The 14,118-nt window shown below is 63.1% G+C and carries 16 protein-coding genes; 11 read left to right on the top strand and 5 right to left on the bottom strand.

Annotated features, from left to right (window positions below):
* Nucleotides 1-62: 62 nt before the first annotated feature.
* Nucleotides 63-263, bottom strand: coding sequence for a twin transmembrane helix small protein (locus AACH55_RS21645; RefSeq protein WP_013236083.1), 201 nt, complete (start codon nt 261-263; stop codon nt 63-65).
* A 109-nt stretch (nt 264-372) separates the two neighbouring features.
* On the opposite strand from AACH55_RS21645, the gene AACH55_RS21640 reads away from it, so the two are divergent.
* From AACH55_RS21640 to AACH55_RS21620, 5 genes are read left to right on the top strand one after another with little or no spacing between them, the layout of a single operon-like run.
* Nucleotides 373-1,089 (top strand): SURF1 family protein, encoded by a 717-nt coding sequence (locus AACH55_RS21640; RefSeq protein ID WP_338716707.1) that lies wholly within the window; start codon nt 373-375, stop codon nt 1,087-1,089.
* Nucleotides 1,076-1,702: a cytochrome C oxidase subunit I gene (locus tag AACH55_RS21635; RefSeq protein ID WP_338716705.1), complete on the top strand. Its 627-nt coding sequence runs from the start codon at nt 1,076-1,078 to the stop codon at nt 1,700-1,702. The genes AACH55_RS21640 and AACH55_RS21635 overlap by 14 nt, the downstream gene beginning before the upstream one ends.
* Before the next feature lie 43 nt (nt 1,703-1,745).
* Nucleotides 1,746-2,882: a COX15/CtaA family protein gene (locus AACH55_RS21630; RefSeq protein ID WP_338716703.1), complete on the top strand. Its 1,137-nt coding sequence runs from the start codon at nt 1,746-1,748 to the stop codon at nt 2,880-2,882.
* A complete protein-coding gene (gene cyoE, locus AACH55_RS21625) occupies nt 2,879-3,772 on the top strand; it encodes a heme o synthase (RefSeq protein ID WP_338716702.1) in 894 nt (297 codons plus the stop codon). Before AACH55_RS21630 ends, cyoE begins: the two co-directional genes overlap by 4 nt.
* 4 nt (nt 3,773-3,776) lie before the next feature.
* Nucleotides 3,777-4,367, top strand: a complete 591-nt coding sequence (locus AACH55_RS21620; protein WP_338716700.1) for an SCO family protein — start codon at nt 3,777-3,779, stop codon at nt 4,365-4,367.
* Nucleotides 4,368-4,466: 99 nt separating this feature from the next.
* Here the strand turns inward: AACH55_RS21620 and rpoH are convergent, their stop codons facing one another.
* The 4 genes from rpoH to ftsY form a co-directional block, all read right to left on the bottom strand.
* Nucleotides 4,467-5,366, bottom strand: coding sequence for an RNA polymerase sigma factor RpoH (gene rpoH, locus AACH55_RS21615; RefSeq protein WP_061789945.1), 900 nt, complete (start codon nt 5,364-5,366; stop codon nt 4,467-4,469).
* 548 nt (nt 5,367-5,914) lie between these two features.
* Nucleotides 5,915-6,838, bottom strand: coding sequence for a permease-like cell division protein FtsX (gene ftsX / locus AACH55_RS21610; protein WP_338716696.1), 924 nt, complete (start codon nt 6,836-6,838; stop codon nt 5,915-5,917).
* Nucleotides 6,835-7,527 carry an ATP-binding cassette domain-containing protein gene (locus tag AACH55_RS21605; RefSeq protein WP_338716695.1) on the bottom strand — a complete coding sequence of 231 codons (693 nt, stop codon included), beginning with the start codon at nt 7,525-7,527 and terminating at the stop codon, nt 6,835-6,837. Before AACH55_RS21605 ends, ftsX begins: the two co-directional genes overlap by 4 nt.
* Before the next feature lie 3 nt (nt 7,528-7,530).
* Nucleotides 7,531-8,676 carry a signal recognition particle-docking protein FtsY gene (gene ftsY / locus AACH55_RS21600; RefSeq protein ID WP_338716693.1) on the bottom strand — a complete coding sequence of 382 codons (1,146 nt, stop codon included), beginning with the start codon at nt 8,674-8,676 and terminating at the stop codon, nt 7,531-7,533.
* Nucleotides 8,677-8,844: 168 nt separating this feature from the next.
* On the opposite strand from ftsY, the gene AACH55_RS21595 reads away from it, so the two are divergent.
* From AACH55_RS21595 to AACH55_RS21570, 6 genes are all read left to right on the top strand, one after another.
* Nucleotides 8,845-10,224, top strand: coding sequence for a pitrilysin family protein (locus AACH55_RS21595; protein WP_338716692.1), 1,380 nt, complete (start codon nt 8,845-8,847; stop codon nt 10,222-10,224).
* Between the two features lie 147 nt (nt 10,225-10,371).
* The gene (locus tag AACH55_RS21590) at nt 10,372-11,019 is read left to right on the top strand and encodes a ParA family protein (RefSeq protein WP_338716690.1); all 648 of its coding nucleotides are present in this window, start codon (nt 10,372-10,374) and stop codon (nt 11,017-11,019) included.
* 13 nt (nt 11,020-11,032) lie between these two features.
* Nucleotides 11,033-12,355, top strand: a complete 1,323-nt coding sequence (locus tag AACH55_RS21585) for a pitrilysin family protein (RefSeq protein WP_338716688.1) — start codon at nt 11,033-11,035, stop codon at nt 12,353-12,355.
* Between the two features lie 213 nt (nt 12,356-12,568).
* Nucleotides 12,569-13,240 carry a 16S rRNA (guanine(966)-N(2))-methyltransferase RsmD gene (gene rsmD, locus AACH55_RS21580; RefSeq protein ID WP_338716686.1) on the top strand — a complete coding sequence of 224 codons (672 nt, stop codon included), beginning with the start codon at nt 12,569-12,571 and terminating at the stop codon, nt 13,238-13,240.
* Between the two features lie 36 nt (nt 13,241-13,276).
* A complete protein-coding gene (coaD, locus tag AACH55_RS21575) occupies nt 13,277-13,759 on the top strand; it encodes a pantetheine-phosphate adenylyltransferase (RefSeq protein ID WP_006461533.1) in 483 nt (160 codons plus the stop codon).
* 68 nt (nt 13,760-13,827) lie between these two features.
* The gene (locus tag AACH55_RS21570) at nt 13,828-14,088 is read left to right on the top strand and encodes a YfhL family 4Fe-4S dicluster ferredoxin (protein WP_034330680.1); all 261 of its coding nucleotides are present in this window, start codon (nt 13,828-13,830) and stop codon (nt 14,086-14,088) included.
* Nucleotides 14,089-14,118: the final 30 nt, after the last annotated feature.

Raw genomic sequence — 14,118 nt, 5'->3', positions numbered from 1 at the left:
GCCGCTGCCCTGCGCACAAGCCGCACCTCGGTGCGGCTTTTTCATGCGCGGCGCGCGTTAAATCAGCGGATGCCGGTCGGCTGTATCCAGCCCAGCTTGTAGCTCAGGAGGATGAACAGGAACAGCGCCACCGAGAAGCCGACCCGCAAGGTCAGCGCCTGCACGGTGCGGTTGCTCTTGCCCTTGTCGCGCATCAGGAAGATCAATGCCGAGGCCAGGCTGGCCAGGATCAGGATGAAGGCGATGGCGACGACGATTTTCATGAGGATGGAACCCTGTCTCCGAAGGCGTGCATGCGGTATGCTGCGACGCTGGTGTGTATGTGATTTTTCTTGTTCCGTGTGCGGTTCATTGTAAGGCCAAACTTCATCGATGCCGACCCGATTCGTTTTCCGCTTCATCCCCTTCTGCGCCACGCTGGTCGTGGCCGCCGCCGGCATTGCGCTGGGGCAGTGGCAGACGCATCGCGCCGAAGAGAAACTGGCCTTGCAGCAACGCATGCAGGCGCGGGGCAGCGCGGCTCCCCTCAATGGGTTGCCGCTCGATGCGAGCGATGCGGAGTTCCGACCTATCCGCCTGCGCGGCCACTATCTTGCGCAGTGGACGCTCTATCTGGAAAACCGCCCCTACAACGGCGCCGTGGGGTTCCATGTGCTGACGCTGTTCCAGCCCGAGGGCAGTGCGCAGGCCGTGGTCGTGGCACGCGGCTGGGCGCCGCGCGATGCTGCCGATCGCACACGCGTGCCGCAAGTACCGCCGCCGTCCGGCATGACCGAGGTGGAGGGCATCTTGCGCAAGGATGCAGGCCACGTCATGCAGCTGGGCACAGCCGATGCGCCACGCCCGCAAGCCATCCTGCAGAACCTGGACCTGTCGGCGCTGGCCGCAGCGAGCGGACTGTCCATCGCACCGCTGGTGATCGAGCAGAGCGGGGCGGCGGGCGACACGCTGGTGCGCGACTGGCCTGCTCCGTCATTGGGTATCGATCGTCATCGCGGCTATGCCGTGCAGTGGTATGCACTGGCGGCGATGGCCCTTCTTTTTTTCATCGTGACAGGATTCAAACGTGGTCGTCATGACAAAGCCTGAAGTCCCCCAGCCATCCGCATCCAACGACGATGCACGCCGACGCCGCATCGGCCGCTGGAAGATGCTGGCCGTGGTCGCCGTGTGCGCGGCACCGCTGATCGCGTCTTATCTCACCTATTACGTCATCAAGCCGCAGAGCCGCAACAACTATGGCGCGCTGATCGATCCACGGCAGTATCCGATTCCCGAGTTGGGCAGCAGCGCCATCGATGGCAGCCCGGCCAGGCTGGAGGATTACAAGGGCAAGTGGGTGATGCTGCAGGTCGATGGCGGCGACTGCGGCGAACCCTGCCAGAACAAACTGCTGACCATGCGCCAGCTGCGGCTGATGCAGGGCAAGGAGATGGACCGCATCGAACGGGTCTGGCTGGTCACCGACCGCACCCCGATTGCGACCCTGCTGCTGCGCGAATACGACGGAACCGATATCCTTCGGGTTGACGCTGGCAAATTGCAGTCCTGGTTGCCGGCCGATGCCGGGACCACCGCCCGGGACCACATCTACCTGATCGACCCGCTGGGCAACCTGATGATGCGTTTTCCCAAGAACCCCGATCCCGGCAAGATGAAGAAGGACATTTCCAAATTGCTGCGCGCTTCCTCCATCGGCTGATGCGGTGGATCGCAGTCGCGCAGTGACGCACGTTTGACTCAAGATGAATGCAACGACGCTGATACAACTGGGCCTGACCGGGCTCGTGGTGGCACTGATTCCGCTGGCGCTGGTGTGGCGCGCACAGGGCGTGACCAACAAATACCGCAAGCTGGTGTGGGTGACCCTCTTCTTTACCTTCGACCTGATCATGTTCGGTGCCTTCACGCGCCTGACCGACTCGGGTCTCGGCTGTCCTGACTGGCCGGGCTGCTACAGCCATGCCAATCCGCTGTTGGCGCATGAGCACATCAATGCCGCCGAAGCCGCCATGCCCTTTGGCCCCGTGACCTGGGCCAAGGCCTGGATCGAGATGATCCACCGCTATTTCGCCATGGCGGTGGGCTTCCTCATCATCGTGCTGATGGTGGTGGCGTGGCAGCGCTGGATCAGGTCGGGCAAGACCGAACTGCAGTTCCGTCCCTGGTTCCCGACGGCGCTGCTGGGCTTTGTCTGCCTGCAGGGGGCCTTCGGCGCGTGGACCGTGACCATGAAGCTGCAGCCCATCATCGTCACCACGCACCTGCTGCTGGGCCTGACGCTACTGGCCATGCTGACCTGGCTGGCAGCGCGGCAGGAGACGCATGTGCCGGTCTCTGCGAGCGGTCGCGCGTTGATCGTGCCGGCCAGCATCGGTGCGACGCTGCTGGGCTTGCAGATCGCGCTGGGCGGCTGGGTCAGCACCAATTACGCGGCGCTGGCCTGTTCCGACTTCCCGCTATGCAATGGCAAGCTGCTGCCTGACATGGATTTCGAACACGGCTTTACGCTCTGGCGCCATCTGGGCATGACCGCCTCCGGCGATTACCTGCCGGTCGAAGCGCTGACAGCGATCCATTGGGTGCATCGTAGTTTTGCCTTTGTCGTCATCTTGTATGTTGTATGGCTGGCACACCGGGCGCTGCGCGATGAGGGGCTGCGCAAGACCGCCCGCTGGATGCTGACGGTGCTGGGTTTGCAGCTCTGTACTGGTCTGGCGACCATCTATCTGAACTGGCCGCTGGCCATTGCCGTGATCCACAACGGCGGTGCGGCGCTGCTGGTCATCCTGATGGTCATGTTAAACTACAAGGTCCGTTACGCACCCTCCAGCCTGGCCACCGCTGCTCCACCAGTACACGCCCGGCCCGTCACGCCATGACCACATTGACCGCCCAACCCAACCGCATCGCCCAGTACTGGGCACTGACCAAGCCGCGCGTGACGCAGCTGGCGGTGTTCTGTGCCGTGATCGGCATGTTCCTCTCCACGCCTGAACTGCCGGACTGGCACAAGGTCATCTTCGGCACGCTGGGCATCTGGCTCCTGGCCGGTGCGGCCTTCGCCATCAACTGCCTGGTCGAGCGCGAGATCGATTCGCGTATGGCCCGCACGGCGCGCCGTCCGATGGCGCGCGGTGAAATCACCGTGGGCCAGACCCTGGTGTTCTCGGGCGTGCTCGGTGGCCTGGGCATGTGGGTGCTGTACAACCTGGTCAATCCGCTGACCATGTGGCTGACCTTCGCCACCTTCGTCGGTTACGCCATCATCTACACCATCATCCTCAAACCGGCGACCTCGCAGAACATCGTCATCGGCGGCCTGGCAGGCGCCATGCCGCCTGCGCTGGGCTGGGCAGCGATGGCCAATGACGTGCCGATGCAGGCCTGGGTGCTGGTGATGATCATCTTCATCTGGACCCCGCCGCACTTCTGGGCGCTGGCCATGTACCGCCGCGACGACTACGCCAAGTCCGGCCTGCCGATGCTGCCCATCACGCACGGCATGGACGTGACCAAGCTGCACATCCTGATGTACACCATTGCGCTGTTGGCGGTGAGCATGCTGCCGTTCGCCATCGGCATGAGCGGCTTGATCTATCTGGGTACGGCCATCGTGCTGGGCGGGATCTTCTTGTGGTATTCGTGGCAGATCTATCGCCATTACACCGACCTGATCGCGCGCAAGGCTTTTGCGTATTCGATCATCTACCTGTCCATCCTGTTTGCGGTGCTGCTGGTGGACCACTATTTCCTGTTCCGCAGTTTCTGAACACATGAAAAGATTTCTCTCGGCGCTGCTGCTGGCAGGCTGCGCGACACTGCTGGCGGCCTGCGGCCAGTCCAAGCCTGAACTGAAGTTCAACAATACGGATGTCACCGGCCTGGACTATGCCAAGGACTTCGCGCTCACCGACCACAACGGCAAGCCGCGCACCCTGGCCGATTTCAAGGGCAAGGTGGTGGTGATGTTCTTCGGTTATACGCAATGCCCGGACGTGTGTCCGACCACCATGGCCGAGATGTCCAACGTCATGAAGGAACTCGGCCCGGATGCCGACCGGGTGCAGGTGCTCTTCGTCACCGTCGATCCCGAGCGCGATACCCAGGAAGTGCTGGCGCAGTACGTGCCGGCCTTCGACAAGCGCTTCCTCGGTCTGCGCGGCGATCTGCAGCAGACCGAGAAGGTGGCCAAGGAATTCAAGGTGTTCTACCAGAAGGTGCCGGGCAAGCAGCCGGGCAGCTATACGATGGATCACACCGCAGGCAGCTATGTGTTCGACCCGCAGGGACACATCCGCCTCTTCGTCAAGCATGGCCAGGGGCCGCAGACGCTGGCGCACGACATCAAGTTGTTGCTGTCGTGATGGTTTGCGAAAAGAGATAAACGATATAAATCGTTTAGATAAAAAAAGGCGCCCGAGGGCGCCTTTTTTAATTGCTGATGAATCGGAGTGAAGAGGCGATCAGGAATAAGCCTGCAGCGCGGTCTTCATCTTCTTCAATGCCACCGCTTCGATCTGGCGGATACGCTCGGCCGAGACGCCGAACTCGTCTGCCAGTTCATGCAGGGTGGCACCCGAGCCATCGTCATTGGCCAGCCAGCGGGCCTCGACGATGCGGCGCGAGCGGTCATCCAGCTTGGACAGTGCGGCTTCCAGGCCTTCGGACTGCAGGCGGTCGTACTGCTTGGCCTCGATCACGCGGGTCGGTTCCGAATTGTCGGAAGACAGGTAGGCGATGGGCGCGAACTTGTCATCGTCATCATCGGTGGGCGATTCCAGGGCGATATCGCGACCGGACAGACGGGTTTCCATCTCGATCACTTCTTCGCGCTTGACGTCCAGGGTCTTGGCCAGAGCCTCGACCTGGGCCGGCGTCATCGCGTCCAGACCTTCCTTGTGGCTGCGCAGGTTGAAGAACAGCTTGCGCTGGGCCTTGGTGGTAGCGACCTTCACCAGGCGCCAGTTCTTCAGGATGTACTCGTGGATCTCGGCCTTGATCCAGTGCATGGCATAGGACACCAGGCGCACGTTCTGGGCCGGGTCGAAACGCTTGACGGCCTTCATCAGGCCGATGTTGCCTTCTTGGATCAGGTCGGCATGCGGCAGGCCGTAGCCGAGATAGCCGCGGGCAATCGATACCACCAGGCGCAGGTGCGACAGCACCATCTTCTGGGCGGCGCCCAGGTCGTTCTTCTCACGCAGGTCGCGTGCCAGCTTGACCTCTTCTTCCTGGGTCAGCATGGGCAGGCGGTTCACTGCCGAGATATACGCGTCGATATTGCCCAGGCTGCCGGAAAAACCCAGCGCGAGCGCATTGGACTCGGCAGGCATGAGTGCAGTGTGTGCAGACGCAGTTTTCATGGATTCTCCTTGGTTCCTTCACGGAAACAGTATGAAACGGTAGGAAGCGGATGCTTCGGTTGCCGGGGGCAATGTGGTCCAACTTCCCCGGCCCGGCCAATGCGGCCGGACGCTGTTTGGTGCAGTGCTCCCCTAAAACTGGAGCAATTCGAAAACTATTTTAGCACTCGTCACCCGGGAGTGCTAATTGCATGATGGTGAGGCGGTGATAGTCAAGCTCTATTGCTGTTAAGCTAACCATTGCATTAATTCCCCTCCATCTTAGTCGCCTTTGGGCGACAAAAGTTGCAATGGGGGTCAAAAGCGGCTCAGAAACTTGTAACAATTTTTGCAGGGCGAAAGGGCCGGGAAGCGCTGATCACCCGATCCCCTGAGCCAGCCGGCAAAGAGGCGGTAAAACAGGCAAATGAAGCGGGCTTCATGGTGAGGACGGCGGGACGGCCTCTTTATTGTGTCCGGCAACCGGCAGATGAATGTTCTTGCCAAAAAACGATGCCCGCAACAGCGGGCATCGTTTGTGCGGCGGGCTCGGCAGCGCCGGCTGAGATTCAAGCCTTCCTGGCCAACTGCCTGCGCACCGACAGCATCGCCCCGAACAAGCCCAGCAAGCCGCTGATGACCAGCAGCAGGCCGATGGCCATGGCGCTGGGCAGGGCCAGCTGGAATTCCGATGCATAGAGATGAGCAAAATCCAGAATGGCTTCGTTCAGCGGCTGCTGTGCCGCCACTACCAGCCCCAGCGCCACTACCCCGGCGCACAAGCCCAGCAGGGCGCCGGTGTAGTAGAAGGGCCGATAGATGAAGGCATTGGTCGCCCCGAACAGGCGCGACACCTCGATCTCATCGCGCTGCGTCATCACCTGCAGGCGGATGGTGTTGAACACCACCGCCACCACCACCGCCCCCAGCGTGATGCCCAGGAACAGCAGCACCAGCCGCAGGATGCGCAGCAGCGCCGCCAGCCGCTTGACCCATTCGGAATCGATCTGCACCGTGTCCACGCCCGGCTGCTTCTTCAACTGTTGGGCGATGTCATCCACGCGGGTGGCGTTCATGGCGTTTTCCAGGCCGGGCAGGCGCACCACGTAGCTGTCCGGCAGCGGATTGCTGCCCAGCGTGGCGAGCACATCGGCCAGGCCGGTCTTGCTCTTCATCGCCTCAAAAGCCTTCTCGCGCGGGATGAATTCGACCTTGCCGTTGGTCTTGCCGTCCTTGAGGATCTGGCTGATGGTCTTGCCCACCGCCTGGGCCGCCTCGCGGCTGGCGTCGGGCTTCATGAAGATGCTGATCTCGGGCTCCACCGACATCTGGTCCGAGATCGGCCGCACATTTTCCAGCGCCGACAGGCCCGCAAAGGGCAGGGCCAGCGCAATCGAGACCACCAGCACGTTGAGCACGAAGTTGCCCGGCGAGCGCAGCAGGTGGCGCAGCGCATCGGCGATGGCGGCGAAATGCTGTCCGAGCCAGTTCATGGCGATACCTCCACGGGATTGGCCACGCCGTTGTGCCAGCCATCGACGATGCGGCCACGGTCCAGGTAGATGATGCGGTCGGCCCCGGTGAGGAAATTCTCGTCGTGGGTCGAGATCAGGCAGGTCACGCCCACACCGTGGAAGGATTTCAGCGCCGCCAGCACCTTGTTGGCATTGGCGCGGTCCAGGTTGGCAGTCGGTTCGTCGGCCAGGATGATCTGCGGCCGGTTGACGATGGCACGCGCGATGGCCACCCGCTGCTGCTCGCCACCGGACAGCTCCAGCGGCTCGCAGCGGGCCTTGTCCAGCAGGTCCACCTTGTCCAGCGCGGCGCGGGCGCGCTTTTCGGCGTCCTGGCGGGAAGCGCCGGTCACGATCAGCGGCAGCATCACGTTGGCCAGCAGATTGCGGTCCAGCAACAGTTTCTGCTGCTGGAAGATCAGGCCCAGGTTGCGCCGCAGATAGGGCAGGCCGGAAGGCTTGAGCTCCACGATGTCGGTGCCGCTGACGGTGAGCTTGCCCGAGGTAGGCCGCTCGATGGCGGCGATCATCTTCAGCAGAGTCGATTTGCCGGCGCCGGAAGGGCCGGCCAGAAAGATCAGTTCGCCCTTCTTCACCGACAACGTGATGTCGCGCAGGGCATAGACCTCGCGCGCGTATTGCTTGGAAACCCGGGTAAATTCAATCATCGTTCAACTCAGGAGGGCGTCGACGAATTCAGTGGCGTTGAAGGGTTGCAGGTCTTCGATCTTTTCGCCCACGCCGATGAAGTACAGCGGCACCGGGCGGGTCTTGGCGATGGCGGCCAGGATGCCGCCCTTGGCCGTGCCATCCAGCTTGGTCACCACCAGGCCGGTCAGCCCCAGCGCATCATCGAAGGCCTTGACCTGGGCCAGCGCGTTCTGTCCGGTGTTGCCGTCGATGACCAGCAGCACTTCGTGCGGGGCCGAGTTCATGGCCTTGGCGATGACCCGCTTGATCTTCTTGAGTTCATCCATCAGGTGCAGTTGCGTGGGCAGGCGGCCGGCCGTATCGACCATCACCACGTGGGTACCGCGCGCCTGGGCCGAATGCACCGAGTCATAGGCCACCGCAGCCGGATCGCCCGACTCCTGCGCAATCACCTGCACGTTGTTGCGCTCGCCCCAGACCGCCAGCTGCTCGCGGGCAGCGGCGCGGAAGGTGTCGCCCGCAGCCAGCAGCACCGACTGGCCGTGGGCCTGCAGATGCAGCGCCAGCTTGCCGATGGTGGTGGTCTTGCCGGCACCGTTGACGCCGGCAATCATCATCACCAACGGCTTGTCGCGGCCCAGCACCAGCGGACGCTGCAGCGGCTGCAGCAGGTCGATCAGCAGGGTGCGCAGGGCGGTGCGCACCTGGGCGGCTTCGGTGAGGCGCTCGTTTTTGACCTTTTTCTTCAGTTCGTCCAGCAGCCACTGGGTGGCTTCGACCCCGGCGTCCGAGACCAGCAGGGCCGACTCCAGTTCCTCGTACAGGTCTTCATCAATGCGCGCACCCACGAAGAGCGTAGTCAGATTGCTCGATGTCTTGGACAGCCCGGCCTTCAGGCGCGAGAGCCAGGAGCGCTTGGCCTCGGGCGCAGGTTCCGGGGCGGCGACGATCTCGACCTCTTCTGCCACCTCTTCAACGGCGGCCACCGGCGCGGGTTCGGGCGCGGGTTGTGGTGAGGGTGCAGCCACCGGAGCCGGTGCAGCTGAAACGGGAACGGAAACGGGCGCGGCAGGAACATCAGCTACAGGCCGGGGCGCCGGCTCGGCCTGGGGCGGCAGCGCGGGTTGCGCTTCCGGTTTGGGTTTTCTCTTGAAGAAACTGAACATCGGATGGCGGATAGGCTGGATGGTAGCTGCGGCCGGGGCGGGGAGGGCGGGACGGCAGGCGCGTGGCTGCCCTGACAACCGCAGTGGACAGGTTACAATTGCCCCTCCACAAGACCCGCGCATGGCCGCCAGGGTCAATGAATCCAGCATTTTATCAGAGCACAGCCCATGAAATCGAAGATCAGAGCCCTCCTGGCCACCGCCCTGCTGAGCCTGCTCGCCGGCACGGCAGTCCAGGTGCGGGCCGAGCCGGCGCAGGAGTTCGTGCTGGCCAATGGCATGAAGGTCGTCGTCAAGGAAGACCGCCGCGCCCCCACGGCGGTGCAGATGGTCTGGTACAAGGTCGGCAGCATCGATGAACTCAACGGCACCACGGGCGTGTCGCACGCGCTGGAACACATGATGTTCAAGGGCACGAAGAATCACAAGGTCGGCGAATTCAGCCGTCTGGTGGCCGAACTGGGCGGCCAGGAAAACGCCTTCACCGCCAATGATTTCACCGCCTACTTCCAGCAGATCGAAAAAAGCCATCTCGAAAAAGTGATGGCCCTGGAAGCCGACCGCATGGCCAACCTGCAATTCGACGCCAGCGAGTTCGCCAAGGAAATCCGCGTCATCATGGAAGAGCGCCGCTGGCGCACCGACGACCAGCCCTCGGGCCTGTTGAACGAAGCCCTGAACGCCGCCGCCTGGACCGCCCATCCCTATCACCATCCGGTGGTCGGCTGGATGGACGACCTGCAGCACATGAACGTGCAGGACATCGCCAACTGGTACCGCCAGTGGTACGCCCCCAACAACGCCACTCTGGTGGTGGCCGGCGACGTCGATGCGCAGCGGGTGCTGGCGCTGGCGAAGAAATATTTCGGCAAGATCCCGTCCCACCCCGTGCCCCGGGGCAAGCCGCAGAACGAGCCCGAACAGCTGGGCATGCGCCGCGTCACCGTCAAGGCGCCGGCCGAGAATCCCTACGTGGTGATGGCCTGGAAAGTGCCGGCGCTGCGCAAGGTCGAAGCGGATCAGGAAGCTTACGCCCTCGATGTGCTCTCGGCCGTGCTGGATGGCTATGACAATGCCCGCCTGACGGCCGGCCTGATCCGCAATGGCGGCAAGGCCACGGCAGTCGGCGCCAGCTACAGCGGCGTGGCGCGCGGACCGGTGCTGTTCACGCTGGAAGGCAGCCCGGCCAATGGCGTCACCACCGAAGAACTGGAAGGCCTGCTGCGCGCCGAGGTGCAGCGCATCGCCAGCGAAGGCGTGTCCGAGCAGGAACTGCAGCGCGTGAAGACGCAACTGATCGCCGCCCAGGTCTACAAGCGCGATTCCGTCTTCGGCCAGGCCATGGAAATCGGCATGATGGAAACCATCGGCCTGGGCCAGAAGAACATCGACCGCATCATCGAGCGTCTCAACAGCGTGACCGCCGCCCAGGTGCAGGCGGTCGCACAGAAGTACTTCAAGGACGATACGCTCACGGTCGCCACGCTGGTCCCGCTGCCGCTGAACGGCAAGAAGCCCGCCGCGCCGCCGCCGGGCTTGCTGCATTGAATGCAGGCGTGTCGGCACCATTAAGGCTGGTTTAATGGTGATTGCTAGAGCATTAATGCTGGATGAATGCCGGGTGACACGGTTCACCCGTTCCTGATTGATCTGATTGATGTGATTGATCGGCTTCTGTTCTTCACGGAGAAAACCATGCCCGTCATCGTCGTCGCCAATCCCAAGGGAGGCGTAGGCAAGACCACCCTGGCCACCAACCTGGCCGGTTATTTCGCCAGCCTCGGCCATGCCGTGATGCTGGGCGACATCGATCGCCAGCAGTCCTCGCGTGCCTGGCTGTCGATTCGCCCGGAGCAGGCCCGCCCCATCAGCACCTGGGACATCAACGAAGACTACGTGGCCAAGCCCCCCAAGGGCAGCACCCACGTGGTCCTCGACACCCCGGCCGGGCTGCATGGCTGGCGTCTCAACGATACGCTCAAGCTGGCCGACAAGATCCTGGTGCCGTTGCAGCCGTCGATCTTCGACATCCTCGCCACCCAGGATTTCCTGCGCCGCCTGGCCAATGAAAAGGCGGTGCGTGATGGCGAGATCGACGTCGGTATCGTCGGCATGCGCGTCGATGCGCGCACCCGCTCGGCCGAGCAACTGCAACGCTTCATCGAAGGCCTCAAGCTGCCGGTGCTGGGCCATCTGCGCGACACCCAGAACTACGTGCAACTGGCCGCCCACGGCCTGACCCTGTGGGATATCGCGCCCTCGCGCGTGCAGCGCGATCTCGAACAATGGCAGCCCATCCTGCAATGGCTGGCCGGCCAGCCATCCACAGATCAGAACGCATGACTCTTAGCTTTCCATGAAAAAAATCTTTTCTCTCCTGCTGCTCCCGCTGGCCTTCCTCACCAGTGCGCCCGCCTCGGCGGCCCTGGCCATCCAGTCCTGGACCCAGCCCGATGGCGCACGCGTGCTGTTCGTGGCCAATCATTCCATTCCCATGCTGGATGTGAGCGTGCAGTTCGATGCCGGCCAGCGTCGGGACCCCGCCGCCAAGGCCGGCCTGGCCGAGCTGACCGTGGCCAGCCTCACACGCGGCGTGGAGGCCGCCAACGGCGCGCCCGCACTGACCGAAGCCCAGATCCTCGACGGCTTTGCCGATGTGGCCGCCCAGCAGCATGGCGGCGCCGGGCAGGACCGCGCCGGCGTGAGCCTGCGCACCTTGTCCTCGCCTGCCCAACGCGATGCCGCGCTGGGCTTGCTGGCCCGCATGCTGGCCCATCCGGCCTTCCCGCAGGCGGGCCTGGAGCGTGACCGTGCGCTGGTCATCGCCAATCTGAAGGAAGAACTGACCAAGCCCGAGGCCATCGCTGAAAAGGCCTTCATGGAAGCCGCCTACGGCAGCCATCCCTATGCCGTCGATGCCAGCGAGGCCAGCCTGCAAGCCATTACCCGCGAAGACCTGCTGGCCTTCCATCGCGTCCACTACGTGGCCAACCGCGCCGTCATCGCCATGATCGGCGACATCACCGAAGCCCAGGCACGCGCCATCGCCACCGCACTTACGCGCGACTTGCCGCAGGGTGTCGCCTTGCCGGCGCTGCCACCGGTTGCCGCGCCCAAGGGGAGCGAGCAGCGTATCGCCCATCCGGCCTCGCAATCGCACATCCTCATCGGTGCACCGGCCCTTCAGCGCGGCGACAATGATTTCTTCGCGTTGACCGTGGGCAACTACGTGCTGGGCGGCGGCGGTTTTGTCTCGCGCCTGACCGATGAAGTGCGCGAGAAGCGCGGCCTGAGCTACAGCGTCTACAGTTATTTCTCGCCGCTGGCCCAGCCCGGTCCCTTCCAGATCGGCCTGCAGACCAAGAAGGAGCAGACCGCCGAAGCCCTGCGCGTGACCCGCGCCACGCTGGACAAATTCCTGCAGGAAGGCCCGACGGCCGCCGAACTGAAGGCCGCCAAGGACAACCTCGCCGGAGGCTTCGCCCTGCGCATCGACAGCAATGCCAAGCTGTTGGAAAACCTCTCCGTGATCGGCTTCTATGGCCTGCCGCTGGATTACCTCGACCACTGGATCGAACGCATCCGCGCCGTGAGCGTGCAGGATGTGCGCGCGGCCTTCCGCAGGCATGTGCATCCGGAAGAGTTGTCTACCGTCATCGTCGGTGAAGCCGGCGACTGAATATCGGAGCCAAGGGTTTTTAGTCAATCTCCCAAAAACCGTTCGAACTGAGTAGGCCCGAAGGGCCGTATCGAAGGCGCTGCCGACGGTGCGCCTTCGATACGCGGCGATGCCGCTACTCAGGACGAACGGGGATCGGAGTCTCTGGCCGGCAAGCCCAGTCCGTTCCGTTGAGATCAACCGACGGCCCCGCCGTCAGCAGCAAGGAAAGTCATGCGCAAGAGCAGTCCTCCCTCCCAAGGCACGCCCTCCAAGGGCGGCAAGCCGGCCAAGCCCGTCAACCGTGGTCCGCACCAGGTGCGCATCATCGGCGGCCAGTGGAAGCGCACGCCGCTGCCGGTGCTGGATGCCGAAGGCCTGCGTCCCACGCCCGACCGCGTGCGCGAGACCGTCTTCAACTGGATCACCCATCTCATCGATGGCCAGTGGGATCAGCTCGCCTGCCTGGACCTCTTCGCCGGTTCCGGTGCGCTCGGTTTCGAAGCCGCCAGCCGTGGCGCGCGCCGCGTGGTGATGGTGGAACACAGCGGCCCGGCCGTGCGCCAGCTCGAAGCCAACCGCGACAAGCTCAAGGCTGATACGCTGGCCATCGTCCGCGGCGACGCCCTCGGCGCGGTGCACAGCGCGGCCCAGCGCGAGCCCGGCGGCTACGGTCTGGTATTCATCGATCCGCCTTATCACCAGGGCTGGCTGGAAAAAGTGTTGCCGGCGTGCATGCCTTTGCTCACCCCTTCCGGGCTGGTGTATGCCGAAGCCGAATATGCGCTCGATGGCGAGCATGCACCCGAATGGATGCAGGATTGGGAAGTGGTCCGCTCCGACAAGGCCGGCATGGTCTTCTATCATTTATTGCAACGCAAAAGCAGTGCCCAAATTGAGGCATAATGCGCCTTCTGATTCAATAGCCGGTGAGGAGACACCATGGTCACAGCTGTATATCCGGGGACCTTCGATCCGTTGACGCGTGGGCACGAGGACCTGGTTCGCCGCGCATCCGGATTGTTTGACAAGCTGGTCGTGGGCGTAGCCGACAGCAAGAACAAGAAACCCTTCTTCTCGCTCGAAGAGCGCCTGTCCATTGCCAACGAAGTGCTGGGGCACTATCCCAATGTCCAGGTGGAAAGTTTTTCGGGCCTGCTCAAGGATTTCGTGCGCCAGAACAATGCCCGCGTCATCGTGCGCGGCCTGCGCGCGGTCTCGGACTTTGAATATGAATTCCAGATGGCCGGCATGAACCGCTACCTGCTGCCGGACGTGGAAACCCTGTTCCTGACGCCCTCTGACCAGTACCAGTTCATCTCCGGCACCATCGTGCGCGAGATCGCCCAGCTGGGCGGCGACGTCTCCAAGTTCGTGTTCCCCTCGGTGGAGAAGTGGCTCAAGGAAAAGATCGCCAAGCAATGAGACCGGCGATGTACAGGAAGGGAAACAAAAGGTAGGGCAATGATGTTTCAAGCAAGCGAGGTGCGGCAATGGCACTGATGATTACCGACGATTGCATCAACTGCGACGTCTGCGAACCGGAATGTCCCAACGAGGCCATCTACATGGGGCCGCAGATCTACGAGATCGATCCGGACAAATGCACCGAGTGCGTCGGCCATTTCGAGGAACCGCAATGCCAGCAGGTCTGCCCGGTGGCCTGCATCCCCTTCAATCCGGCCTGGCGCGAAAGCCGCGAGCAGTTGATGGACAAGTACGAACGCCTGCAGGCCGAGGCCAAGCGCAGCTGATCGTACGGCAGCAGTCGTGCTGCAAGTCAA

The sequence above is a fragment of the Herbaspirillum sp. DW155 genome (assembly GCF_037076565.1).
Lineage (GTDB): Bacteria > Pseudomonadota > Gammaproteobacteria > Burkholderiales > Burkholderiaceae_D > Herbaspirillum.
This window is presented reverse-complemented; position numbering and strand designations above follow the sequence as displayed.

Excerpts from the sequence above, each read along its gene's own strand:
- AACH55_RS21595 (WP_338716692.1), top strand. The coding sequence starts at position 8,845 with ATGAAATCGAAGATCAGAGCCCTCCTGGCCACCGCCCTGCTGAGCCTG.
- ftsX (WP_338716696.1), bottom strand. The coding sequence starts at position 6,838 with ATGAACTGGCTCGGACAGCATTTCGCCGCCATCGCCGATGCGCTGCGC.
- AACH55_RS21635 (WP_338716705.1), top strand. The coding sequence starts at position 1,076 with ATGACAAAGCCTGAAGTCCCCCAGCCATCCGCATCCAACGACGATGCA.
- rpoH (WP_061789945.1), bottom strand. The coding sequence starts at position 5,366 with ATGAAAACTGCGTCTGCACACACTGCACTCATGCCTGCCGAGTCCAAT.
- AACH55_RS21590 (WP_338716690.1), top strand. The coding sequence starts at position 10,372 with ATGCCCGTCATCGTCGTCGCCAATCCCAAGGGAGGCGTAGGCAAGACC.
- ftsY (WP_338716693.1), bottom strand. The coding sequence starts at position 8,676 with ATGTTCAGTTTCTTCAAGAGAAAACCCAAACCGGAAGCGCAACCCGCG.
- AACH55_RS21630 (WP_338716703.1), top strand. The coding sequence starts at position 1,746 with ATGAATGCAACGACGCTGATACAACTGGGCCTGACCGGGCTCGTGGTG.
- AACH55_RS21570 (WP_034330680.1), top strand. The coding sequence starts at position 13,828 with ATGGCACTGATGATTACCGACGATTGCATCAACTGCGACGTCTGCGAA.
- AACH55_RS21585 (WP_338716688.1), top strand. The coding sequence starts at position 11,033 with ATGAAAAAAATCTTTTCTCTCCTGCTGCTCCCGCTGGCCTTCCTCACC.
- rsmD (WP_338716686.1), top strand. The coding sequence starts at position 12,569 with ATGCGCAAGAGCAGTCCTCCCTCCCAAGGCACGCCCTCCAAGGGCGGC.
- AACH55_RS21605 (WP_338716695.1), bottom strand. The coding sequence starts at position 7,527 with ATGATTGAATTTACCCGGGTTTCCAAGCAATACGCGCGCGAGGTCTAT.
- AACH55_RS21620 (WP_338716700.1), top strand. The coding sequence starts at position 3,777 with ATGAAAAGATTTCTCTCGGCGCTGCTGCTGGCAGGCTGCGCGACACTG.
- cyoE (WP_338716702.1), top strand. The coding sequence starts at position 2,879 with ATGACCACATTGACCGCCCAACCCAACCGCATCGCCCAGTACTGGGCA.
- AACH55_RS21645 (WP_013236083.1), bottom strand. The coding sequence starts at position 263 with ATGAAAATCGTCGTCGCCATCGCCTTCATCCTGATCCTGGCCAGCCTG.
- AACH55_RS21640 (WP_338716707.1), top strand. The coding sequence starts at position 373 with ATGCCGACCCGATTCGTTTTCCGCTTCATCCCCTTCTGCGCCACGCTG.
- coaD (WP_006461533.1), top strand. The coding sequence starts at position 13,277 with ATGGTCACAGCTGTATATCCGGGGACCTTCGATCCGTTGACGCGTGGG.